23 protein-coding genes are annotated in these 21,311 nt (G+C 67.0%); 11 read left to right on the top strand and 12 right to left on the bottom strand.

From position 1 onward, the window contains the following. The first annotated feature begins 82 nt into the window (after positions 1-82). Positions 83-1,924, top strand: coding sequence for a TonB-dependent vitamin B12 receptor (gene btuB / locus AC06E9_RS09195; RefSeq protein ID WP_478055953.1), 1,842 nt, complete (start codon positions 83-85; stop codon positions 1,922-1,924). A gap of 115 nt (positions 1,925-2,039) precedes the next feature. On the opposite strand, the gene gph is transcribed toward btuB, so the two are convergent. Further along, entirely contained in the window at positions 2,040-2,690 is a 651-nt protein-coding gene (gph, locus tag AC06E9_RS09190) for a phosphoglycolate phosphatase (RefSeq protein WP_282264308.1), read from the bottom strand. An 85-nt stretch (positions 2,691-2,775) separates the two neighbouring features. Continuing rightward, positions 2,776-3,678, bottom strand: a complete 903-nt coding sequence (locus tag AC06E9_RS09185) for a LysR family transcriptional regulator (protein WP_478055952.1) — start codon at positions 3,676-3,678, stop codon at positions 2,776-2,778. A 97-nt stretch (positions 3,679-3,775) separates the two neighbouring features. On the opposite strand from AC06E9_RS09185, the gene AC06E9_RS09180 reads away from it, so the two are divergent. Together AC06E9_RS09180 and AC06E9_RS09175 are read left to right on the top strand one after the other, a co-directional pair. Beyond that, entirely contained in the window at positions 3,776-4,414 is a 639-nt protein-coding gene (locus tag AC06E9_RS09180; RefSeq protein WP_478055951.1) for an NAD(P)-dependent oxidoreductase, read from the top strand. A 52-nt stretch (positions 4,415-4,466) separates the two neighbouring features. Further along, entirely contained in the window at positions 4,467-5,390 is a 924-nt protein-coding gene (locus AC06E9_RS09175) for an MBL fold metallo-hydrolase (protein ID WP_478055950.1), read from the top strand. Positions 5,391-5,665: 275 nt separating this feature from the next. On the opposite strand, the gene dinB is transcribed toward AC06E9_RS09175, so the two are convergent. Further along, complete coding sequence (gene dinB / locus AC06E9_RS09170; protein ID WP_478055949.1) at positions 5,666-6,748, bottom strand: DNA polymerase IV; 1,083 nt, start codon at positions 6,746-6,748, stop codon at positions 5,666-5,668. Positions 6,749-6,979: 231 nt separating this feature from the next. Here dinB and fabA point away from each other — a divergent pair, with 231 nt between their 5' ends. Further along, the gene (fabA, locus tag AC06E9_RS09165) at positions 6,980-7,495 is read left to right on the top strand and encodes a 3-hydroxyacyl-[acyl-carrier-protein] dehydratase FabA (RefSeq protein WP_070471641.1); all 516 of its coding nucleotides are present in this window, start codon (positions 6,980-6,982) and stop codon (positions 7,493-7,495) included. Then, complete coding sequence (fabB, locus tag AC06E9_RS09160) at positions 7,495-8,703, top strand: beta-ketoacyl-ACP synthase I (RefSeq protein ID WP_121042466.1); 1,209 nt, start codon at positions 7,495-7,497, stop codon at positions 8,701-8,703. Before fabA ends, fabB begins: the two co-directional genes overlap by 1 nt. Before the next feature lie 76 nt (positions 8,704-8,779). On the opposite strand, the gene AC06E9_RS09155 is transcribed toward fabB, so the two are convergent. From AC06E9_RS09155 to AC06E9_RS09145, 3 genes are read right to left on the bottom strand one after another with little or no spacing between them, the layout of a single operon-like run. Then, entirely contained in the window at positions 8,780-9,472 is a 693-nt protein-coding gene (locus tag AC06E9_RS09155; RefSeq protein ID WP_121042464.1) for an HAD family hydrolase, read from the bottom strand. After that, a complete protein-coding gene (locus AC06E9_RS09150) occupies positions 9,469-10,173 on the bottom strand; it encodes a pseudouridine synthase (protein WP_121042462.1) in 705 nt (234 codons plus the stop codon). The genes AC06E9_RS09155 and AC06E9_RS09150 overlap by 4 nt, the downstream gene beginning before the upstream one ends. Beyond that, on the bottom strand, positions 10,170-11,291 hold the full coding sequence (locus AC06E9_RS09145; RefSeq protein ID WP_478055948.1) for a class I SAM-dependent methyltransferase: 1,122 nt from the start codon (positions 11,289-11,291) through the stop codon (positions 10,170-10,172). The genes AC06E9_RS09150 and AC06E9_RS09145 overlap by 4 nt, the downstream gene beginning before the upstream one ends. 142 nt (positions 11,292-11,433) lie before the next feature. Here AC06E9_RS09145 and AC06E9_RS09140 point away from each other — a divergent pair, with 142 nt between their 5' ends. Further along, on the top strand, positions 11,434-11,697 hold the full coding sequence (locus tag AC06E9_RS09140) for a hypothetical protein (protein ID WP_121042458.1): 264 nt from the start codon (positions 11,434-11,436) through the stop codon (positions 11,695-11,697). Between the two features lie 31 nt (positions 11,698-11,728). Here AC06E9_RS09140 and AC06E9_RS09135 read toward each other — a convergent pair whose 3' ends face one another. After that, positions 11,729-12,019: a DUF3247 family protein gene (locus AC06E9_RS09135; RefSeq protein WP_121042456.1), complete on the bottom strand. Its 291-nt coding sequence runs from the start codon at positions 12,017-12,019 to the stop codon at positions 11,729-11,731. A 65-nt stretch (positions 12,020-12,084) separates the two neighbouring features. Then, positions 12,085-14,088, bottom strand: coding sequence for a hybrid sensor histidine kinase/response regulator (locus tag AC06E9_RS09130; RefSeq protein WP_478056045.1), 2,004 nt, complete (start codon positions 14,086-14,088; stop codon positions 12,085-12,087). Positions 14,089-14,305: 217 nt separating this feature from the next. On the opposite strand from AC06E9_RS09130, the gene AC06E9_RS09125 reads away from it, so the two are divergent. Next, positions 14,306-14,872, top strand: a complete 567-nt coding sequence (locus AC06E9_RS09125; protein ID WP_478055947.1) for a DUF3016 domain-containing protein — start codon at positions 14,306-14,308, stop codon at positions 14,870-14,872. An 8-nt stretch (positions 14,873-14,880) separates the two neighbouring features. On the opposite strand, the gene alr is transcribed toward AC06E9_RS09125, so the two are convergent. Together alr and AC06E9_RS09115 are read right to left on the bottom strand one after the other, a co-directional pair. Next, positions 14,881-15,951 carry an alanine racemase gene (alr, locus tag AC06E9_RS09120; protein WP_478055946.1) on the bottom strand — a complete coding sequence of 357 codons (1,071 nt, stop codon included), beginning with the start codon at positions 15,949-15,951 and terminating at the stop codon, positions 14,881-14,883. Further along, positions 15,930-17,240 (bottom strand): D-amino acid dehydrogenase, encoded by a 1,311-nt coding sequence (locus AC06E9_RS09115; protein WP_478050305.1) that lies wholly within the window; start codon positions 17,238-17,240, stop codon positions 15,930-15,932. Before AC06E9_RS09115 ends, alr begins: the two co-directional genes overlap by 22 nt. A 149-nt stretch (positions 17,241-17,389) precedes the next feature. Here AC06E9_RS09115 and AC06E9_RS09110 point away from each other — a divergent pair, with 149 nt between their 5' ends. Continuing rightward, a complete protein-coding gene (locus tag AC06E9_RS09110) occupies positions 17,390-17,869 on the top strand; it encodes an Lrp/AsnC ligand binding domain-containing protein (RefSeq protein ID WP_046272909.1) in 480 nt (159 codons plus the stop codon). An 85-nt stretch (positions 17,870-17,954) separates the two neighbouring features. On the opposite strand, the gene AC06E9_RS09105 is transcribed toward AC06E9_RS09110, so the two are convergent. Then, entirely contained in the window at positions 17,955-18,125 is a 171-nt protein-coding gene (locus AC06E9_RS09105) for a lana protein (protein WP_121042445.1), read from the bottom strand. Positions 18,126-18,299: 174 nt separating this feature from the next. Then, the gene (locus AC06E9_RS09100) at positions 18,300-18,716 is read right to left on the bottom strand and encodes a classical arabinogalactan protein 4 (RefSeq protein WP_121042837.1); all 417 of its coding nucleotides are present in this window, start codon (positions 18,714-18,716) and stop codon (positions 18,300-18,302) included. A 127-nt stretch (positions 18,717-18,843) separates the two neighbouring features. Between AC06E9_RS09100 and msrB the strand changes: the two genes are divergently transcribed. The 3 genes from msrB (at position 18,844) to motB (ending at position 21,214) form a co-directional block, all read left to right on the top strand. Continuing rightward, complete coding sequence (msrB, locus tag AC06E9_RS09095) at positions 18,844-19,311, top strand: peptide-methionine (R)-S-oxide reductase MsrB (RefSeq protein ID WP_121042443.1); 468 nt, start codon at positions 18,844-18,846, stop codon at positions 19,309-19,311. A 91-nt stretch (positions 19,312-19,402) separates the two neighbouring features. Beyond that, a complete protein-coding gene (gene motA / locus AC06E9_RS09090; protein WP_088432758.1) occupies positions 19,403-20,257 on the top strand; it encodes a flagellar motor stator protein MotA in 855 nt (284 codons plus the stop codon). A 9-nt stretch (positions 20,258-20,266) separates the two neighbouring features. Beyond that, positions 20,267-21,214 carry a flagellar motor protein MotB gene (gene motB / locus AC06E9_RS09085; protein ID WP_121042441.1) on the top strand — a complete coding sequence of 316 codons (948 nt, stop codon included), beginning with the start codon at positions 20,267-20,269 and terminating at the stop codon, positions 21,212-21,214. Positions 21,215-21,311 lie beyond the last annotated feature (97 nt).

Below are 21,311 nucleotides of genomic sequence, written 5' to 3'. Positions count from 1 at the left end.
GCCCGCCCACCGTCGAACCTCCCTGCAGCGCGATCATCCCCACCCCTTGCCGCGCGGGCGTGCGCGGTGCATGGAGTCATCGATGAAGCTGCAAACCCGCGTTCTTTCCCTGGCCGTGCTCTCGGCCCTGCCCCTGCTGGCCGCCGCACAGGACGACGCCACCGCGCTGGACCAGGTGCTGGTCACCGCCACGCGCACCCCGATCGCCCTGCAGGACAGCATCTCACCGGCGCAGGTGATCGACCGCGCCGAGATCGAGCGCAGCCAGGCGCCGTCGCTGCAAGATCTGCTGCGCGGCCGTGCCGGCATCAACCTCAACAACAGCGGCGGCCTGGGCAAGCAGAGCTCGCTGTTCCTGCGTGGCACCAACTCGGCCCACACCCTGGTGCTGGTCGATGGCGTGCGCATCAACACGGGCGACCTCGGCCTGGCGATGATCCAGGATCTGCCGCTGGCACAGATCGAGCGCATCGAAATCGTGCGTGGCCCGCAGTCCAGCCTGTACGGCGCCGATGCGATCGGCGGCGTGATCCAGATTTTCACCCGCCGCAACGCCGGCCAGTTCGCGCCGCACCTGCAGCTCGGCGGTGGCAGCAACGGCCTGCGCGAGGCCAGCGGTGGCTTCGGCGGCAGCGGTGAGCGTGGCTGGTTCGGCACCGACATCGCCTACCAGCACACCGATGGCATCAACGCCTGCCGTGGCTCGGTGTCGCCCTTCGCCGGCTGCGGCGCCGACGAGCCCGACCGCGATGGCTACCGCAACCTGTCCATGAGCCTGCGCGGCGGCTATGCCCTGACGGACACGTTGAGCGTGGAAGGCACCGCCCTGCGCGCCGAAGGCGAGAACCATTACGACGGCTATTACAACTACTCCGAAACGCTGCAGCAGGTACTCGGCGGCAAGCTGCGCTACATACCGAGCGAGCGCTTGAACCTGACGTTCAACGTCGGCCGCGCCGATAACGAATCGGACAACTTCAACGGTGATACCTGGCTGGGCAATGCACAGACCCACCGCGACAGTGCCTCGGTGCAGGCCGACATCGGCATCGCTGATGGCCAGCTGCTGAGCGCCGGTGTGGACTGGAGCCAGGACAACCTGGACGGCAGCAGTGCCGGCTACCTGGTCGACAGCCGCGACAACACCGGCGTGTTCGTGCAGTACCAGGGCCGCTTCGGCGCGCACCACCTGCAGGCCAGCGTGCGCAACGACGACAACGAGCAGTTCGGCAACCACACCACCGGCAGCCTCGGCTGGGGCCTGGAGCTGGGCAGCGGGTTCCGCCTCAACGCCAGCTACGGCACCGCGTTCAAGGCCCCGACCTTCAGCGACCTTTACGACCCGTGGAGCGGCGTGCCGACCCTGGACCCGGAAAAATCCAAGAGCGCGAACATCGGCATCGCCCAGCAGGGCGACGGCTGGCGCTGGGGCCTGGATGTGTACGAAACGCGCATCGATGACCTGATCACCTACGATGCCACCACGTTCATGATGTCGCAGGTCGAAAAGGCCCGCATCCGCGGCGCCGAATTGACCGGTGCGATCACCGTCGCCGGGTTCGACCTCAACGCACAGCTCAGCCACACCGACCCGCGCAACCGCACCGACGGCAGCGCACAGTTCGACAACTGGCTGGCGCGCCGCGCACAGAACACCGCGCGTCTGGACGTCGATCGCCGTTTCGGTGACTTCCGCGCCGGCCTCACCGCCAACGGCGCCGGCAAGCGGTACGACAATGCGGCCAACACCGTGCGCCTGGGCGGCTACGGCACCGTGGATCTGCGCCTGGAATACGCGCTGACCCGTGATTGGTCCGTACTGGGCCGGGTCAGCAACGTGTTCGACCGCGACTACGAAACCGTCGCCTGGTACAACCAGCCCGGCCGCGAGTACCGCCTGAGCGTGCGTTACCAGCCGAAATAAGGGATCTGGACGGCGGCACTGCCGCCGCCCCCCCCCCGCTAGGTGCCGACCGTTGGTCGGCACAATCATTGAACCTGGTAGGTGCCGACCGTTGGTCGGCACACGCTCGAACGCCTTACAGCACCAGCAGTTCCCGCAGATCATCCACCACGGCAACGGCCTCGACGTGGTCCAGATCCAGCCCGCGCGGATACCCATAGCGCACCAGCGCCACCGGCATGCCTGCGTCCACTGCAGCGCGGTAATCGGTGATCGAATCACCCACCATCAACGCGGCCTCGACGGCCACGTCGAAGTGCGTCGCGATGTACCGCAGTGGCGCACCATTCGGCTTGCGCTCCGGCAAGGAATCGCCTCCCAGCACCAGTGCGAACACGTCCTGCAGACCGAAATGCTGCAGCAACGGCGCCACCAGCGCGGACGGCTTGTTGGTGCAGATCGCCAGCGTCACCGAACGTTCGCGCAAGGCGGCCAACGTCTCGCTCACGCCATCGAACAAGCGCGGGCTGCGCAACAGGCACGCTTCGTAGTGCCGCATGAAACCGGGCATCACCTCGTCCAGATCGATATCGCTGCCAGCCGCGGTAAACGCCTGCTCGACGAGCCGCCGCACGCCATCACCGATCCACGTCAACACCGTCGCCTCCGGCACGCGCGGCAACTGCCAGTCCTGCAGCGTGCGGTTGAGCGCTTCGGCGATATCGGCCGCGCTGTCCACCAGCGTGCCATCCAGATCGAACACCACCAACGGATACGGATACGACAAGACGACACTCACTTCAACGACGTGGGAGCCCCATTGTACGGCGGCACCGCAACGGCTCTGCTCATGCGCCGTTGACCCCAGGCACTCAAAGCAACGCCAGAAACTGCGGGCTGCTGAAACGCTCCACCAGGAAATCCAGGAAGCTGCGCATGATCGTCGGCAGCTGCCGGCGCGAGGCGTACACGGCGTGCAGCCCCAGCGTCTCCACCGTGTAGTCGGGCAGCACGGCCACCAGCTCGCCCGAACGCAGCAGCGGCGCGATCTGGTACATCGGCAACATGGCGATACCCGCCCCGGCGCGTACGGCTTCCAGCAGCAACGATGCTTCGTTGGCGCTGATGTTGCCACCCACCGCCACCGCGATCTGCCGTCCGTCGCGCTGCAGGTGCCACACACTCTTGCCGACGTAGTGGTGGGTCAGGCAGTTATGCGCGGCCAGTGCATCGGCCGTGCCCGGCGCACCGCGCTCGGCCACGTACGACGGCGCCGCACACAACACCGACCGGCACGGCCCAAGATGGCGCGCGATCAGACTCGGGTCGATCGCACGCGAGATGCGTACCGCGATGTCCACCCGCTCTTCCACCAGATTCACCACCCGATCGACGAGTAGCAGTTCCACCCGCGTCAGCGGATGGCGTTTGACGAACTCGGCCACCGCCGCGGCCAGGTGGAGCTGCCCGAAAGAAACACTCGCAGTCACCCGGATCAACCCGTGAGGCTCGGGGTTGTCAGTGGCCAGCTCAGCGTGCAGCTCATCGCCGATCGCCAGCATCTGCCGGAAGCGAAGCAGCGCCGCTTCTCCCGGCCCGGTCAGGCTGATCCGGCGCGTGGTCCGGTGCAGCAGACGCGCGCCCAGCCAGCGCTCCACCTCGGCCAGATAGCGCGTCACCATCGCCCGCGACATCTCCAGCGCCTCGGCCGCAGCGGTCAGGCTGCCACGATCGGCCACCTCGACGAACACGTTCATCGCCGTCATCCGGTCCATTTGATCGATCCGTGCAACAAATTAGGCCGTTATACGCGGTTTTTCGTTCGATTCCAGGGGCATACGCTGGCCTTCCTTCCTCAACGGACCTTCCCCCATGAAAGTCGCTCTCGTTGGTGCCACCGGCAACATCGGCCGTGAAATCACCCGCCAGGCCCTCGCCCGCGGCCACCAGGTCACTGCCATCGTCCGCCGTGAAACCGACCTCCCGGCGGAACTGGACGGCGCCCAGCTGGCCGTGGCCGCGCTGGATGACACCGACGCACTGGCCGCCGTGATCGCCGGCCATGACGTCCTGGCCAGCGCCTTCGGCCCGCGCCCGGGCGATGCCCCGAGCAAGGTGACCACCACCAGTGCCGCCCTGGTCGCCGCCGCCCGCCAGGCCGGCGTGCCCCGCTTCATCATGGTCGGCGGTGCCGGCAGCCTGGAAGTCGCCCCCGGCGTGCAGCTGGTGGACACCGAGGGCTTCCCCGACGCCTACAAGCCGGTCGCCCTGGCCGCCCGCGAGACGCTGAAGCAGCTGCGCGCCGTCGACGACCTCGACTGGACCTTCTACTCCCCGGCCGCCGAAATCGGCCCCGGCCCGCAGCGCGGCGGCTTCCGCACCCAGGCGAAGAACTTCCTGGTCGGCGATGACGGCCACAGCCGGATCAGCTACCCCGACTACGCCGACGCCTTCGTCAGCGAGATCGAAACCCCGCAGTACCTGCGCCAGATCGCCACCGTCGCCTACTGAGCCCTGCCCGCCCCGGCGATCCCCGCCGGGGCCCTGGATGGAACCGCCCCCAATGCCCACGCTCTCCCGCACCACCCTGGCCCTCAGCCTGGCCCTGATCACCGGCCTCACCGCCCTCACCCCGGTCACCAGCCCTGCCCGCCCCGCCGCGAACGCACCCGCGCAGGACGCCCCCTTGGCAGTGCAGCCCTACCACCCCGGAGACGACGCCCTCTTCGCGGTTTCCTCCACCCTGATCACCGGCCGCCATGACGCCATGCTCGTGGATGCCCAGTTCGCCGCCACCGATGCCGCGCAGCTGGTCCAGCGCATCCGTGACTCGGGCAAACGCCTGACCACGATCTACATCAGCCACGGCGACCCCGACTACTACTTCGGCCTGGCCACCCTGCAGGACGCCTTCCCCGACGCCCGCATCCTCGCCACCCCCGCCACCGTCGCCCACATCAACGCCACCCAGGCCGCCAAACTCGCGTTCTGGGGCCCCCAGATGGGCGCAGGCAAGCCGAGCCGCATCGTCATCCCCGCCCCACTGGACGGCGACACCCTCACCCTCGAAGGCCAACCGATCAAGATCATCGGCCTCACCGGCCCCACCCCGGACCGCACCGTCCTGTGGATTCCCGCCCTGCGCACCCTCCTCGGCGGCATCCCCATCGTCGCCGGCGAACACGTCTGGATGGCCGACACCCAAAGCGCCCAATCGCACGCGCACTGGCTGCAGACACTGGCCACGATCAAAGCCCTGAACCCCACCCGCGTCATCCCGGGCCACTACGCAGCCGATGCCGCCCTGGACATCAGCGCCGTGGATTTCACCGCCAACTACATCCGCGCCTTCGACGAAGAAACCGCACGCAGCAAAGATGCCAACGCACTGATCGCCGCCATGAAAAAACGCTATCCGAACCTGGCCGGCGAGAGCTCATTGGAACTGAGCGCGAAAGTAGCCAAGGGAGAAATGCAGTGGCCGTAATCGCGCATTCGTAGAAGCCAAGTCATTGCGCACATTGAAAAGCGCGACGCGTTTCCTCTCTGCGCACCGACCTGTGTCGGAGGGACGGCGCGGGTGGGGTATCGGGACCGTGTGTTGCCATGGATGGCAACACACGAGCTTACAGGGACGTACTTGCAGCGGGTCCCGATACCCCACCCGCGTCGTCCCAAACCCTCACCACCCGCACACCAGCGCATCAGTTGTTGACGTTGCCGTTGCCGTTGCCGTTGCCGTTGCCGCAAACAGTAAAGCCGTCAGCCATCACCCAGATGATCAAACAACCCCGGCTGGCGAACCACCTCCCGCTCCCGGAATCCCCCCAACCCCACCCCCACCAACCGATACCGCGTCTCCAACGGCAACTCCACCCGCGCCCGCAACCCCAACGCAATATCGCGCAGCGCCTCCAACGAATCCGGCGGCGACTCCGGCGTAAAACTGCGCGTAATGATCCGGAACTGCGACGTCTTCAACTTCAACACCACCGTATGCCCCACGCGGTCCGTCCTGCGCGTCGCCAGCCACGTCTTCTCCGCCAACTGCACGATCGCCGGCGCCAGATCCTCCAGCAGCAGATCCTCGGCGAACGTATCCTCCGACGAGATCGACTGCACCGGCTGATCCGGCTCCACCGGCCGCTCATCCACACCGCGCGCACGATTGAACAACCGTCCCCCAAACGTCCCGAACCGCGCCTCCAGTTCCTCCAGCGGCAGCGCACGCAGATCACCCACCGTCGCCACGCCCAGCTCTGCCAGCTTCGCTGCCATCACCTTGCCCACGCCCGGCACACGGTTCACCGGCAACGGCGTCAGAAACTGCTCGATACGATGCGGTGGCACCACGAACTGCCCGTCCGGCTTGCGCCAATCCGAGGCGATCTTGGCCAGGAACTTGTTCGGCGCGATCCCCGCCGACGCCGTCAGCTGCGTCTCCTCGCGGATCTGCGCGCGGATGATCTGCGCGATCTCCGTCGCCACCGTCATCCCGCCCTTGTGCTCGGTCACATCCAGATAGGCCTCATCCAGCGACAACGGTTCCACCAGATCCGTATGCCGCAGGAAAATCTCGCGTACCTGGCGTGACACCGCCTTGTAGCGGGCGAAATCCGGCGGCACGAACACCGCATCCGGACACAGCCGCTCCGCACGCACCGCAGGCATCGCCGAACGCACGCCAAACACACGCGCCTCGTACGAGGCTGCGCACACCACCGAGCGCATGCCCCGCCACGCCACCACCACCGGTTTGCCCCGCAACGAAGGGTCGTCACGCTGCTCCACGGACGCGTAAAACGCATCCATGTCGACGTGAATGATCTTGCGGGGGCGGGACACGGGCGTTGGCACTCGAATTCAGATGAACAAGATTACAGCCACACGCCGCAGTATGGTTGTTGGATAACAACAACATGCGTTTTTGAACCTGAAAACACTACGGCGGCGTACGGTTAAAACGTTTGATTGAATCACTTTTTCTCATGCACTCTTGAGCACTTGCTTCATGCAAGAGCAGTCGACCTGTGGTCGGCTCACCCCGATGACAACTTCCTCAGGATTGCGTTTTCCATGACTCGTCTCAACGCGTTCTCGCGCGACCAGCTGCTGGCCAGCGCCCGCGGTGAACTGTTCGGCCCGGGCAGCGGCCGCCTGCCCAATGATCCGATGCTGATGTTCGATCGCATCACCGATATCCGCGAGGACGGCGGCCCACACGGCAAAGGCATGGTACGCGCGGAACTGGATATCCGCCCTGACCTGTGGTTCTTCGACTGCCACTTCCTCGGCGACCCGGTCATGCCTGGCTGCCTCGGCCTGGATGCCATGTGGCAGCTGACCGGCTTCTTCCTGACCTGGATCGGTGCGCCCGGCCGTGGCCGCGCCCTGGGCTGCGGCGAAGTCAAATTCACCGGCCAGGTACTGCCGAGCGCCAAGCGCGTTACCTACGAAATCGACATCTCGCGCGTCATCAACCGCAAGCTGGTGATGGCGCAGTCCGACGCCCGCATGCTCGTCGACGGTCGCGAAATCTACTCTGCCAAAGACCTGCGTGTAGGTCTGTTCACTTCCACTGAGAACTTCTGATGCGTCGCGTCGTCATTACCGGAATGGGCATCACCTCGTGCCTGGGCAACGATCTGGACACCGTGTCCTCGGCACTGCGTGAAGGCCGCGCCGGCATCCGCCACCTGCCTGATCACGCCGAAGCCGGCCTGCGCAGCCACGTTGGCGGCAACATCGAGCTGGACCTGGACGCGCAGATCGACCGCAAGGTGAAGCGCTTCATGAGCGATGCCTCGGCCTACGCCTACATCGCCATGCGCGATGCGATCGCCGATGCCGGTCTGGACGAGGCGCAGGTCGCCAACCCGCGGACCGGCCTGATCGCCGGCTCCGGCGGCGGCTCCAGCCAGTGGCAGGTGGAATCGGCCGACATCCTGCGCGCCCGTGGCGTGCGCAAGGTCGGCCCGTACATGGTGCCGCGCACGATGTGCTCCACCGTGTCGGCCTGCCTGGCCACCGCGTTCCAGATCAAGGGCCTGAGCTACTCGCTGTCGGCCGCCTGCGCCACCTCCGCCCACTGCATCGGCGCTGCCGCGGATCTGATCCGCCATGGCGCACAGGATGTGATGTTCGCCGGTGGCGGTGAAGACCTGCACTGGTCGATGAGCGTGATGTTCGATGCGATGGGCGCCCTGTCGACCCGCTTCAACGAGACCCCGGCCTCGGCCTCGCGCCCGTACGACAAGGACCGCGACGGCTTCGTCATCGCCGGTGGCGGCGGCATGCTGGTGCTGGAAGACTACGACCACGCCGTGGCCCGTGGCGCACGCATCTATGCCGAGCTGGTCGGTTACGGCGTCACCTCCGACGGTGCCGACATGGTCGCCCCCTCCGGTGAAGGCGCGGTGCGCTGCATGAACATGGCGATGGAGCACATCACCGCCCCGATCGACTACCTCAACACGCATGGCACCTCGACCCCGCTGGGCGACGTCACCGAGCTGAAGGCGGTGCGTGAAGTGTTCGGCGAGAGCATTCCGCCGCTGTCCTCGACCAAGGCGCTGTCGGGCCACTCGCTGGGTGCGGCGAGCGTGCACGAAGCGATCTACTGCCTGCTGATGATGCGCGATGGCTTCATTGCCGGCTCGGCCAACATCGGCGAGCTGGACCCGCTGGTGGAAGGCTTCCCGATCGTGCGCGAGACGCAGCCGGCACAGCTGAACACCGTGATGTCCAACAGCTTTGGCTTTGGCGGCACGAATGCGGCGCTGGTGTTCAGTCGCCTCTGACTGCAGCCCGTGTCCGCATGAAAAAGCCCGGCCATGTGCCGGGCTTTTTCGTGGTCCAAACGGGCAACGCCGTTCGTTACCGCGCGCCGGTCACCGGCAGCAGCGGCACCAACAACTGCCGTGCATCCAGCAGCGAATCCACGATGCGGTGCCCCAGCGCACGCAGTTCCTCATCCGGATGCACCAGGTCCGGCACCTGGATGGCGGTCATGCCCGCACCCACCGCCGCGCGGATGCCCGCCGGGGAGTCTTCCAGCGCCAGGCAGCGCGCCGGGTCCTTGCCCAGCTTCTGCGCGGCCAGCAGGTAGATGTCCGGGGCGGGCTTGGGATGGGACACATCGCTGCTGGTCACCACCACCTCGAAGAACGGCAGCAGCCCAGCGGCGGCCAGCTTGCGCGAGGCACGCGGCTGGCGGGTGGAGGTCGCCACCGCACGCGGAACGCCGTGCTCGTGCAGCAGCTGCAGGATCTCCAGGATGCCGGGGCGCAACGGCAGCCCCTGCTGCGTGCGCGCTTCGTACAGGTCGTGGCAGCGCGCGAACAGCGCGGCGACCTGCTCGGCATTCACCGTCTGCAGCAGCAGACGCTCGCAGTCGCGATCGCCCAGGCCCACCATGCGCAGCCAGAACCCCTCCGGGAACGGCAGCGCCAGTTCCTGTGCGGCCTGCGACCAGCACGCGATCGAGACCCGTTCGCTGTCGATCATCAGACCGTCCATGTCGAAGATGACGGCGTCGGGCAGGAACGGCAGCGCGGCGAAAGCACTCATGGGACGTTGAACAGCGTCTCGAGATCGGCCGCATCCAGCCTGCGCCACTCGCCTTCAGGCAGTTCGCCCAGCGACAGCCCGCCGATGCGGCTGCGGTGCAGCGCCTCGACGTGGTTGCCGACCGCCGCGAACATCCGGCGGGCCTGGTGGTAGCGGCCCTCGTGCAGGACCAGCTGCGCCTGGCGCGGGCCGTTCACGTGCAGCTCGGCCGGCAGCAACGGCTTGTCGTCCGATTCCAGCAGCAGACCGCCGCTGGCGAAGCGCGCGGCTTCATCACCGCGCAGGTCTTCGGCCAGGGTGACCTCGTAGGCCTTGTCCAGGCGCGACTTGGGCGACACGATCCGGTGCAGCAGCGCGCCATCGTCGGTCATCAGCAGCATGCCGCTGGTGTCGCGGTCCAGGCGGCCCACTGAAGACAACACCGGCGCGCGGTCGCGGTAACGTGGTGGCAGCAGGTCGTAGATCAGCCGGCCTTTGTCCTTGGTCGAACAGGTGTAGCCGCGCGGCTTGTGCAGCAGCAGGGTCAGCCCCTGCGGCGGGTCCAGCGGCTCGCCTTCGACCCGGATCGCCTCATGCGCGACCGCGTCATCGGCGTACAGCACCTCGCCCTCGGCATCGGTGATCAGGCCGGCACGGAACATCCCCTGCACCTGCTTGCGGCTGCCATAGCCCAGGTTGGCCAACAGCTTGACCAGCTTCATGCGCGGCCTCCGCGGCCCCACTTCGGCTCGGTGCTGCGCGGCGTGCGGACCGGCGTGGCGCTCTTGCTGGCCTTGGTGGCTTCGATCAGCTTGAAGCCATCGCGCTCGGCGGCCACGCGGACCTGGCCGAAGCTCTCGTTGAGGATCTGCTCGTACGGCAGGTGGCGGTTGGCCACCAGCCACATCCGGCCCCCGGGGCGCAGCGCCTGCGCGGCCACGGCGATGAAGCGCTGGCCGATGTCGGGGCGATCCGCGCGCGACGGGGTGTGGAACGGCGGGTTGGTCACGATGAAGTCGTACTCGCCCTCGATCCCGGCGGTGACGTCCTGCCAGTGATAGGCCAGCGCGGCCGGCTTGCCGAGCGCGGCGAGGTTCTCGCGGGCCAGCGCCAGCGCGCGGCCTTCGGCCTCATACAGGTCCAGCGCGGTCACGTTCGGGCAGCGCGCCAGCACTTCGGCCGAGAGATAACCGAAGCCAGCGCCCAGATCGGCGCCACGCCCGGCCAGATCGGCCGGCAGCTGCTCCACCAGCAGCGCCGAGGCGGGGTCGATGCGGTCCCAGGCGAAGATGCCCGGGCGGCTCTGGAAGCGGCCGCCAAGGATCGCGCGCGGCGCGTCCAGGGTTGCCCAGCGCTGCGCGAGCGCGGCGTCGTGCTGGCCGTTGAGCGGCGCCGTCCAGTAGGCACGGCAGTGGTTCTTGGTCAGCTTGCCGCCGAGGCCGGCCAGCTGCTGCAGGTCGCCTTCGCCGGAGCGGGCGCCTTCGTTGTTGTGCTGGCAGGCCACCACGATGCCGCCCGGGGCGGTCAGGGCCAGCGCACGGGCGAACAGGGCCTTGGCTTCCTCGCGCTGGCGCGGCGGCAGCACCAGCACCACGGCGTAGCGGGTGGCATCACCGGCCAGCTGCTGCTCGTCACGCACGGTCCAGCCGCTGGCTTCCAGGGCGTCGGCAAACGGACGGAAGCTCTGCTCGCAGACCAGCTGCGCCGGCTGGGCGTGCTCGCGCAGCGGTGCGCCATCGCGGGCGCGCAGGAACAGCACGGGGCCGGCCGGCCAGGCCAGTGCGCCACTGGCGAACGGCAGGAACAGGGTTTCCAGGGGAGCGTCGTGCTGGGCAGCCATGCGGGGGCACATCTTGAAAAGAGGCCGCCATTCTACCGGTTCGCCCCGCCCCACCCGGATTTGCGTTTATTCAACGTCCTGTTGATGCCCTGACAACATCCAAACCGGCAGGGTGGAGCCTCACTTCCCGTGGAGATGGCTCATGCGTGCATTGTTTGTCGGTGGCGTAGTCGACAACAGCGAGATGGACATGGAGGGCAGCCAGCCACCGGTGCATTACCCCGAAGACACCGGCGGCGGCCATTCCCGCTACCGCCTGCATCAGGTCGGCAAGACCGCCGATGGCAGCGTGGCCTATGCGGTGTATGGCGCCCCGGACCTGGCCGATGAAGAGGTAGCCCGGATCGCCGATGAACGGGCCTACGCGCGCCGCTTCGAGGCCGAACCCAGCGAATTCACCCACTGAGCCCTGCCCCACCCGCACCTGCCCGCCGCGATCACTCGCGGTAGGGCAGCTGCCGGATGGCGGTGATCTGGTCCAGCCACACCACGTGCTGCTGCACAGGGGTATCCAGATCGTCCAACCGCAGTTGGCCATTGCTCCCTTCGTTCTCCTCGGCGTCGCGGTACTGCTGCAGCGTCGGCTGCACCGCGACGGTGCCCAGCAGGCGGCTGCCATCCTCAAGCGTGAGTTCGACCTGGGTCTGGCCGTGCAGCTGTGGCAGCAGGGCTTCCAGCGCCGCGATGGCGGCCGGATCGGTATGGATGCGGGGGGCGTAACGGGACATGGCGACTCCTGTGGCGTACGCCCCAGTGTGCCCGCGGCGGCGTCAACACGCCGCCAACGCAGGACTCAGCGCGTACCGCTCAGGACACCGCGTACAGCGGCGACCAGCTGCGCCACCGAATACGGCTTGGCCACATGCTCCTGGAAGCCCGACGCCAACGCACGCTTGCGGTCGTCCGCACGTGCCAGCGCCGTCACCGCGACAGCAGGCAATGCCTCCGGCTCGACGCCCATGTTGTCGCGCAGGGTGCGTACCAGCCCGTAACCATCCATGCCGGGCATGCCGATATCGGTCAGCAGCGCATCGATGCCGTCATGGCCATTCTCATTGAGCAGCGCCAGCGCCTCGCCGGCGGAGGAGGCCGTGGTGACCGAGGCCCCCTGCTCTTCCAGCAGCCGCCGCAGGTACTCCAGCACTTCGGGCTGGTCTTCCACGGCCAGCAGATGCAGGCCCCTGAGCGGATACGGCTCGATGATCTGCTCGGTGATCGGGCCGCTGAATACTTCGCGCAACGGGCGGCCATCGGCCTGCGGCTGATAGCGCGGCAGGCGCACGTTGAAGCTGGCCCCGTGCCCGTGGCCGTCGCTGCTGGCCGCCACCGCGCCGCCGTGCAGTTCCACCAGCTGTTGCACGATCGCCAGCCCCAGCCCCAATCCGCCGTGGCGGCGTGTGGTGGTGCCGTCGGCCTGGCGGAACCGGCTGAACAGATGGCGCAGGAACTCCGGCGCAATGCCGTCACCGGAATCGGTCACGGTGATCGACCAATGCCCGCCATCGGCAGCCAGGGTCAGCACCACGCGCCCCTCGGCCGGGGTGAATTTGATCGCGTTGGAGAGCAGGTTCCACAGCACCTGCTGCAGGCGGGTGGCGTCGCCGAGCACCAGGCAGGGCTCGTCAGGCATCACCAGCTCCATCGACAACGCTTTGCCTTCGGCGACCAGCTCCTGCGCGCGCATCGCCTCTTCCAGCTGCGCACGCAGATCCAGCATTTCCACTTCCAGCTGCACCTTGCCCAGCAACATGCTGCTGAGGTCCAGCATGTCCGAGATCAGCCGCTTCTGCGCCATCGCACTGTTGGCGATCACGCCCAGGCCCTTGTACATCGGGCTGGTGTTGTCGATGCGCTGCAGCAGCAGTTCGCTCCAGCCCAGGATGGTGGTCAGCGGGGTACGCAGCTCGTGCGAGAGCGTGGCCAGGAATTCATCCTTCAACCGCGCCATGTTCTCGGCCGCGCTGCGCGCCGCACGTTCGGACTGCAGCAGTTCCTCGCGCGCCATTTCGATCTCGCGGCGCTCGGTCACATCCGGACTGCTGCCGGCCAGGCCGATGAAACGGCCCATCCGCGAGAAGCGCGGCCGCGCGTTCATTTCCAGCCAGCGCCATTGGCCATCGGCGCGGCGGCCGCGGACCAGCGCATGCATGGAGCGCTGCGATTTCAGCGCCTCCTGCAGTTCGTAATCGAACACCGAAGCATCGTCGGGATGCACCAGGCCACGCCAGACATCATCCGGCACGCGCTGCTCATCGCCTCCAAAAAACTCGCTGAAGGCACTATTGACGAAGCGCGAATGGCCGCGCTCATCCAGCACCCAGACCGGCATCGGCAGGCCATCGGCCAGCGCGCTGAAGCGCGCCTCGCTTTCGGCCAGTTCCACCTCGATGTGCTTGCGATTGGTGATGTCGAAGAACACCACGGCCACCAGAGGCTCGTCAGGCTCGCCCACGCTGACCGCTTCCACCGAGTACCACCGGTTCAGCGCGCGCGCTTCCATCTCGAACTGCCGTGCCTGCCCGCTACGCGCCACCTCGCCATAGGTGCGGTACCAGTCGGATTCATGGCCGGGTTGCAGGCTGCTCATCCGCTGTCCGCAGACGTTGCTCAGCCCGGTATTGCGTGAAAAGGCCTCGTTGACCTCGACAAACCGGTAGTCCACACCCACCCCGGCATCGTCGAAGATCACTTCGATGGTGCAGAACCCCGCATTCAGGCGCTCAAGTACCGTGCGATACAGGGCCGGATCCGGCGATGAAGCCAGGAAGGAGGCGCGTTCCAACGTAGAGGTGGGCAGGCTGGGCAAGGGCGTCAATGAGGCAACTGGCGAAACAGAGGAGGACAGGATCGGCCAACGCGCGTATTCGCAGCGTCAAGCGCCGTGGGTGGGGGGCGGCCTGGGTGAATTGGCGCCAACCGCAGAGGCGGAGCATACACGCGTGGATTGTCCCTCACCCGGATCAGGATCACACTGGGTGCCTGATCCCACTTGTGATCGCGACCCAGGAGTTGTCATGAACCGCACATCCCTGATCGCCGGGGCCCTGGCCGGCCTGCTGCTCATCGGCAGCGTCGCGGCGGCCCCGCGCACCGTGACCGACCCGCAGGCCCCGCGCGCCCTCAAGGCGGAGGGTCCTGTCCAGGTGACGTGGACCGACCCGGCCCAGTTCACCGAGATCCGCCTGAGCAACAACCGCTTTGAAGCCGAACGCGGTGACTGGGTGCAGCAGCTGGCCAAATACGTGCAGACCACCGCCAGCAAGGCGCTGCAGCCCGGCCAGACGCTGGAGGTGACCTTCACCGACATCAAGCGCGCCGGCGATTACGAGCCGTGGCACGGCCCGCGCGCCAATGACATCCGGGTGATGCGCGATATCTACCCCCCGCGCGTGACCCTGACCTACACCCTGAAGGATGCACAGGGCAAGGTGATCGGCGAAGGCGAGCGCAAGCTGCAGGACACCGGCTACCTGCACAACATCGGCCGGCAGAGCGACACCGATCCGCTGCGCTACGAGAAGCGCCTGCTGGATGATTGGATCCGGCGCGATCTGCGCAATGAGGCCACGGCGAGTACCTGAGCCATCCCTCAGCCGGTGTACTCGCGCACCACCCGCTTCACGCCGCACGGCAGCTGGTAGGCACTGACCCCGCACAGCGGCGCCAGGGCCTCGATGCGCGGCGCATCGCCCCACAGTGTCACCGTGCTGCCGATCCCGGCCTGCGGCAGGTGGGTGAGATCCACGGTGAGCATGTCCATCGAGACACGACCGATCACGATGCCGGACTGGCCGTCGATGCGCACCGGGGTGCCGTTGGGCGCGAACTGCGGGTAGCCATCGGCATAGCCGAGTGCCACGACGCCGACCCGGGTCGGCCGCTGCGCGACGAAGCGCGCGCCATAGCCGACCGGCTCGCCGACCGCGATGTCGCGCACGGCAAAGATTTTCGACCGCATGGTCATCACCGGGCGCAGCCGCTCGGTCAGCGTCGTATGCGCCGGCATCGGGTTGATCCCGTACAGCATCAGGCCCGGGCGCACCCAGTCACTGCGCACCTCCGGCCAGCCCAGCAGCGCCGGCGAGTTGCACAGGCTGGTCTGCCCGGCCAGGCCTTCGATGGCGGCGGCAAAGACGTCGGCCTGCTCGCGGGTGCGCGGGCTGTCCAGTTCGTCGGCACGCGCCATGTGGGTCATCAGCACCATCGGCCCGACATGCGCCAGCGCACTGAGCGTGGCGTGCGCGGCGCGGAACTCGTCAGGCCACAGGCCCAGGCGATGCATGCCACTGTCCAGCTTCAACCACACGGTGAGCGTGGCGGTGGTCTGGAACGCGGCGACCGCCTCGACCTGCCACGGTGCGCCAACGGCGAACCACAGGTCGTGCTCAACGATCAGCGGCAGTTCGCCGGCATCGAAGAAGCCCTCCAGCAGCAGGATCGGGCCGGTGATGCCGGCCGCCCGTAGTTCCAGCGCTTCCTCGATGCAGGCCACGCCGAACGCATCGGCATCGGCGTGCAGCGCGCGCGCGCAGCGCACTGCACCGTGCCCGTAGGCATCGGCCTTGATCACGGCCACGGCCTTGCCGCCTCCCAGTTCGCGTGCCAGCCGGTAATTGCTGCGCAGCGCGTCCAGATCAATCAACGCACGGGCTGGGCGCATGAACTCGGCTCACGGTGACGGACGGACGCGGCATGGTGGGTGTAGCGGAAGATATCCAGGCCCTCGGTGCTGATCTGCGGCTGGCGGGCATCCATCAGGTCGGCCAGGTAGCGGCCGGAGCCGCAGGCCATGGTCCAGCCCAGCGTGCCATGGCCGGTATTGAGGAACAGGTTGCGGTACGGCGTGGCGCCGACCACCGGGGTGCCGTCCGGCGTGGCGGGGCGCAGGCCGGTCCAGAACTCGGCGCGCGACAGGTCGCCGCCGTCCGGATAGAGGTCGCGCACGACCTTCTCCAGCGTGGCGCGGCGGCGCGGCGAGAGCGACAGGTCGAACCCGCCCACCTCGGCCATGCCACCCACGCGGATGCGGTCGTCGAAACGGGTCACGGCCACCTTGTAGCTTTCATCCAGGATGGTCGAGGTCGGGGCCATCGCAGGATCCGTGATCGGCAGCGTCAGCGAGTAGCCCTTGAGCGGGTACACCGGCAGCTGCAGGCCCAGCGGCGCAACCAGCGACGGCGAATAGCTGCCCAGCGCGACGACGTAGTGATCGGCGGTTTCCAGCTTGCCGTCGATGCGTACACCGGTGATGCGGTCGCCATCGCTCTGCAGGCCCGCGATGTCCTGGTCGAAACGGAATTCGACCCCGGCATCGACGCACATCTGCGCCAGGCGACGGGTGAACAGCTGGCAATCGCCGGTCTGGTCGCGCGGCAGGCGCAGCGCGCCGACCAGCTTGTCGGCCACGCCCGCCAGTGCCGGTTCGTAAGCGATGATGCCGTCGCGGTCGAGCACCTCATACGGCACGCCGTACTGGGCCAGCACTTCGATGTCCTGCGCGGAGGCATCCAGCTGCTGCTGGGTACGGAACAGCTGGGTCGTGCCCAGGTCGCGGCCTTCGAACGCGATACCGGTCTCTCGGCGCAGCTCGTTGAGGCAATCGCGGCTGTATTCGGACATGCGCACCATGCGCGCTTTGTTGATCGCATAACGCTCATGCGTGCAGTTGCGCAGCATCTGCGCCAGCCAGCGGTACTGGTGCCAGTCCAGGCCCGGGCGGATCGCCAGCGGGGCATGTTCGGAGAACAGCCACTTGACCGCCTTGAGCGGCACGCCGGGCGCGGCCCATGGCGAGGTATAGCCGAACGACAGCTGGCCTGCGTTGGCGAAACTGGTTTCCAGCGCCGGACCGGGCTGGCGGTCGACGACCGTGACTTCAAACCCGGCCTGCCGCAGGTACCAGGCACTGGTCGTGCCGATCACACCGCTGCCAAGGACTAGAACGCGCATGACACCCCTCCAACCCGATCATTCCCTGCGCAGGAGCACGCCGGGACCATAATTGAGGAAGTATAGTCAGCCGCAACCAATCAATTCGCCTGTTTTTCCAGCATCAGGCAGGGTATTGTCTCGCCAACATCCTCGAGAGGCTGACGCCGATGGCCACGCGCGCCCGCGAACTGGACAAGATCGACCGCAAGATCCTGCGCATCCTGCAGGCCGAGGGCCGGATCTCCTTCACCGAACTGGGCGAGCGGGTCGGGTTGTCGACCACGCCGTGCACCGAGCGCGTGCGCCGGCTGGAGCGCGACGGGGCCATCACCGGCTACTACGCCAAGCTCGATCCGCATTACCTCAAGGCCAGCCTGCTGGTGTTCGTGGAGATCAGCCTGGCCTACAAATCCGGCGACATCTTCGAAGAGTTCCGGCGCGCGGCGTTGAAGCTGCCCAACGTGCTGGAATGCCATCTGGTCTCGGGCGACTTCGACTACCTGCTCAAGGCGCGCATCAGCGAGATGGCCTCGTACCGCAAGCTGCTCGGCAGCACGCTGCTGACCCTGCCGCACGTGCGTGAATCCAAGAGCTACATCGTGATGGAAGAGGTCAAGGAAACCTTGACCCTGCCGATTCCCGATTGAGCCGGTCGCGTGCTGAGCTGCGTGGCTGAAACGCAAAAAGGCGGCGCGCATGTGCGCACCGCCTTCGTTCATTGTGCCAAGCGCATCAGCGCTGCTGTTTCTGGTCCTGATGCTTCTGGTCCTGCTGCTTGCCGCCCTTCTGATTCTGCTGGTCCCACTGCTGCTGGTTCTGCTGGCCGGGCTTCTGGTTCTGTTGCTGACTGCCCTGCTGCTCCTGCGGCGTCTTGCCGGGACTGCGGTTCTGCTGGTTAGCCATGATTGCACTCTTCTCGAAAAACCTCGGGGGATGCGCCTGTGTTGCGGCGCGTGTACAGGGTCCCGCCGATCCGGTTAATCACAGGCGAAAAAACAGTGAGGCCTTGCGTTGACGGGGATGACTGCGCGGGCAGCGATGTAAACCATTCATGTTGCCGGCCTGCCACTCCAACAGTCAGGGCTTGATCTGTTGACCGTCACCGCTGGGGACGGCGTCGTAATAGCGGCCGGTGCGGGTATCAAGCACGCGGTTCGGGCCTACCTGCTTGACCCCCGGAAGGATCCGGCCGTGGCGGTCGTAGACCTTGCTCTGCACGGCCGGACCCTGCATCGGTGCGGGCTGCGCCGGGCCTTTGCTTTGGATCGGGTGCGTGCGCAGTTGCTGCTGGGTCTGCGAGGACGACTTCACCGGGGCCATCCTGTCGGACAGGCTGTCGACCGGCACCGGTTGCACGGCCGGGGGCTGTGGCGCGCGCTGCGGCGTGACCACCGGCCGCGTCGCGGTGGGGGTGGGCGGCGGGCCGATCTGCGCGGCCGCGGTCAACGGCAGCAGCACCAGCAAGGCAGCGGCGAGGCGACGTGGGCGGTACATGGCGATCTCCCGGCGGCGGTTCAGGTCTTCACCATGCACCGCCACGGGTATCAGCACGATGAATGTCGCCCGCTTGGAACGCCCCGCCCACGACCCAATGTAGAGTGCATCCCCACGAGGACTGCCCATGACCGTTTTCGACCTTTCCCCGCCTACCGACGCCCAGCGCCAGGCCTTGGTGGCCGGCCTCAGCGCCGATGAGCAGCGCGTGCTGCTGCATCACGGCACCGAAGCACCGTTCTGCGGGGTCTTCCTGGACAACAAGCAGGACGGGGTCTACGGCTGCCGGTTGTGCGGCCTGCCGCTGTTCCGCTCCAGCACCAAGTTCGACTCCGGCACCGGCTGGCCGAGCTTCTTCGCGCCCTTCGATCCGGCCCATGTCCGCGAGATCCGCGACGCCAGCCATGGCATGGTCCGCACCGAGATCGTCTGTGCGCGGTGTGACAGCCATCTCGGCCATGTTTTCCCGGATGGCCCGCCGCCGACCCATGAACGCCACTGCCTGAACTCGGTCTCGCTATCGTTCACGCCCAACGGGCAGGCCTATCCGGATCCGTTGCAGCGCGGTGGTGCGGAAGCCGAGCCGGCCGCCTGAATCAGGAAAAGTGTGACATCGAGCGACCGCCCCCCTTCAGAAAAGGTGTGAAGGGGCCGACATGGAGGTATCCCCTTCCCGCGTCGGCCCCATGCTCATCATCGTTGGACTTCTCGTCGTCATCCTCAGCGTGCTGGGCGGCTATGTCGGCGCGCACGGCAAACTCGGCGCGCTGTGGCAGCCCTATGAACTGGTGATCATCGGCGGTGCGGCGCTGGGCGCGTTCCTCGTCGGCACCCCGGTCAAAACCGTGAAGCAGACCCTGCAGGCCACCGTGGGCGTGTTCAAGGGCCCGCGCTACAAGCAGCAGGACTACATCGACGTCCTCAGCCTGCTCTACGAACTGCTCAACAAGGCGCGGCGCGAAGGCTTCATGGCGCTGGAAGACCACGTCGAGCGCCCGGCCGAGAGCAGCATCTTCGCCAATTACCCCAAGGTGCAGGCCGACCACCACCTGGTCGACTTCATCACCGATTGCCTGCGCCTGATGATCGGCAGCAACATCGAGCCGCACGAGCTGGAACCGCTGCTGGAGCTGGAGCTGGAGAAGCACCACGGCGAGGCGATGCAGCCGGCCGCCGTGCTCAACAAGGTCGCCGACGGCCTGCCTGGCTTCGGCATCGTCGCCGCCGTGCTGGGCATCGTGATCACGATGGGTTCGATCGGCGGGGAAATCACCGAGGTCGGTGCGCACGTCGCCGGCGCGCTGGTCGGTACCTTCCTGGGCATCCTGCTGGCCTATGGCTTCGTCGGCCCGCTGGCCTCGGCCGTGGAAGCCCGTGCCGAACAGGACGCGCGCATCTACGAATCGGTCAAGACCGCCCTGCTGGCCTGCCTGCGCGGCTACAACCCGAAGATCGCCCTGGAATTCGCCCGCAAGACCCTGCCGTCCAACGTGCGCCCGGGCTTCAGCGAGTTCGAACAGCACCTCAAGACGGTCAAGTAAGGCAGCGCCATGGCCGAGACCAAACCCACCGTCATCGTCCGCCGGGTCAAGAAGGCCGGCCACGCCGCGCACCATGGCGGTGCCTGGAAGGTGGCCTATGCCGACTTCGTGACCGCGATGATGGCCTTCTTCCTGGTGCTGTGGCTGATGGCCGCCACCAGCAAGCCCGAGCGCGCAGCGATCTCCGAGTACTTCCGCAACCCCAGCCCGCTGGCCGGCAGCAGTTCCACCCCGGCCCCGGGCATGGCCGGCCCGGGCGGCGCCAGTACCTCGATGATCAAGCTGGGCGGCGCGACCGACATCTCGCGCGGCAACAGCAACGATCCCTTCCAGAACCAGCAGGCCTCCAGGCCGGTGCCGCAGGAAGACGAGCGCCAGCGCGAAAAACGCCAGCTGGAAGCGCTCAAGCAGGAGCTGGAAGAAGCGATCAGCAAGAGCCAGGCACTGGAGCCGTTCAAGGACCAGCTGCTGCTCGACCTCACTCCCGAAGGCCTGCGCATCCAGATCGTGGACAAGCAGAACCGCCCGATGTTCGACATGGGCAGCGCCTCGCTCAAGCCGTATACGCGCGAGATCCTGCGCGAGCTGTCGCAGTTCATCAATCACGTGCCGAACCGGATCAGCATCACCGGCCATACCGATATCACCGCCTACAACGCCGCCCACGGCTACAGCAACTGGGAGCTAAGTGCCGATCGCGCCAACGCCGCCCGGCGTGCACTGCTGGATGGCGGCATGACCGAAGACAAGGTGACCCGTGTGGTCGGCCTGTCCTCCTCGGTGCTGTTCGACAAGACCCAGCCGGACAACCCGATCAACCGCCGGATCAGCATCGTGGTGATGACCAAGGCGGCCGAAGCGGCGGCCCTGGCCGGTGCCGGGCAGGAAGTGGCGCTGTCGCCCACCGCTGCCGACGCCGATATCCAGGCGACGCTGGCGCCGGCTGTCGCGCCTTGAGCGGCGCGGCGGCAGCGGCAGAGGGAAATTCAGGGAATCCGTGGAGCCGGCCGGCGGCCGGCACTACAATGGGGTCTTCCTTTTGTAGATAGACCGC

Source organism: Stenotrophomonas sp. Steno-Z10-BAI, from assembly GCF_056393115.1.
This window is presented reverse-complemented; position numbering and strand designations above follow the sequence as displayed.

Bases quoted from the DNA above. Each gene is read 5' to 3' on its own strand.
- AC06E9_RS09185 (WP_478055952.1), bottom strand. From the start codon at position 3,678: ATGGACCGGATGACGGCGATGAACGTGTTCGTCGAGGTGGCCGATCGT.
- motB (WP_121042441.1), top strand. From the start codon at position 20,267: ATGGCCGAGACCAAACCCACCGTCATCGTCCGCCGGGTCAAGAAGGCC.
- AC06E9_RS09115 (WP_478050305.1), bottom strand. From the start codon at position 17,240: ATGCGCGTTCTAGTCCTTGGCAGCGGTGTGATCGGCACGACCAGTGCC.
- AC06E9_RS09145 (WP_478055948.1), bottom strand. From the start codon at position 11,291: ATGGCTGCCCAGCACGACGCTCCCCTGGAAACCCTGTTCCTGCCGTTC.
- AC06E9_RS09140 (WP_121042458.1), top strand. From the start codon at position 11,434: ATGCGTGCATTGTTTGTCGGTGGCGTAGTCGACAACAGCGAGATGGAC.
- fabB (WP_121042466.1), top strand. From the start codon at position 7,495: ATGCGTCGCGTCGTCATTACCGGAATGGGCATCACCTCGTGCCTGGGC.
- AC06E9_RS09175 (WP_478055950.1), top strand. From the start codon at position 4,467: ATGCCCACGCTCTCCCGCACCACCCTGGCCCTCAGCCTGGCCCTGATC.
- AC06E9_RS09155 (WP_121042464.1), bottom strand. From the start codon at position 9,472: ATGAGTGCTTTCGCCGCGCTGCCGTTCCTGCCCGACGCCGTCATCTTC.
- AC06E9_RS09100 (WP_121042837.1), bottom strand. From the start codon at position 18,716: ATGTACCGCCCACGTCGCCTCGCCGCTGCCTTGCTGGTGCTGCTGCCG.
- AC06E9_RS09110 (WP_046272909.1), top strand. From the start codon at position 17,390: ATGGCCACGCGCGCCCGCGAACTGGACAAGATCGACCGCAAGATCCTG.
- fabA (WP_070471641.1), top strand. From the start codon at position 6,980: ATGACTCGTCTCAACGCGTTCTCGCGCGACCAGCTGCTGGCCAGCGCC.
- motA (WP_088432758.1), top strand. From the start codon at position 19,403: ATGCTCATCATCGTTGGACTTCTCGTCGTCATCCTCAGCGTGCTGGGC.
- AC06E9_RS09180 (WP_478055951.1), top strand. From the start codon at position 3,776: ATGAAAGTCGCTCTCGTTGGTGCCACCGGCAACATCGGCCGTGAAATC.
- AC06E9_RS09105 (WP_121042445.1), bottom strand. From the start codon at position 18,125: ATGGCTAACCAGCAGAACCGCAGTCCCGGCAAGACGCCGCAGGAGCAG.
- alr (WP_478055946.1), bottom strand. From the start codon at position 15,951: ATGCGCCCAGCCCGTGCGTTGATTGATCTGGACGCGCTGCGCAGCAAT.
- btuB (WP_478055953.1), top strand. From the start codon at position 83: ATGAAGCTGCAAACCCGCGTTCTTTCCCTGGCCGTGCTCTCGGCCCTG.
- AC06E9_RS09150 (WP_121042462.1), bottom strand. From the start codon at position 10,173: ATGAAGCTGGTCAAGCTGTTGGCCAACCTGGGCTATGGCAGCCGCAAG.
- AC06E9_RS09135 (WP_121042456.1), bottom strand. From the start codon at position 12,019: ATGTCCCGTTACGCCCCCCGCATCCATACCGATCCGGCCGCCATCGCG.
- msrB (WP_121042443.1), top strand. From the start codon at position 18,844: ATGACCGTTTTCGACCTTTCCCCGCCTACCGACGCCCAGCGCCAGGCC.
- AC06E9_RS09125 (WP_478055947.1), top strand. From the start codon at position 14,306: ATGAACCGCACATCCCTGATCGCCGGGGCCCTGGCCGGCCTGCTGCTC.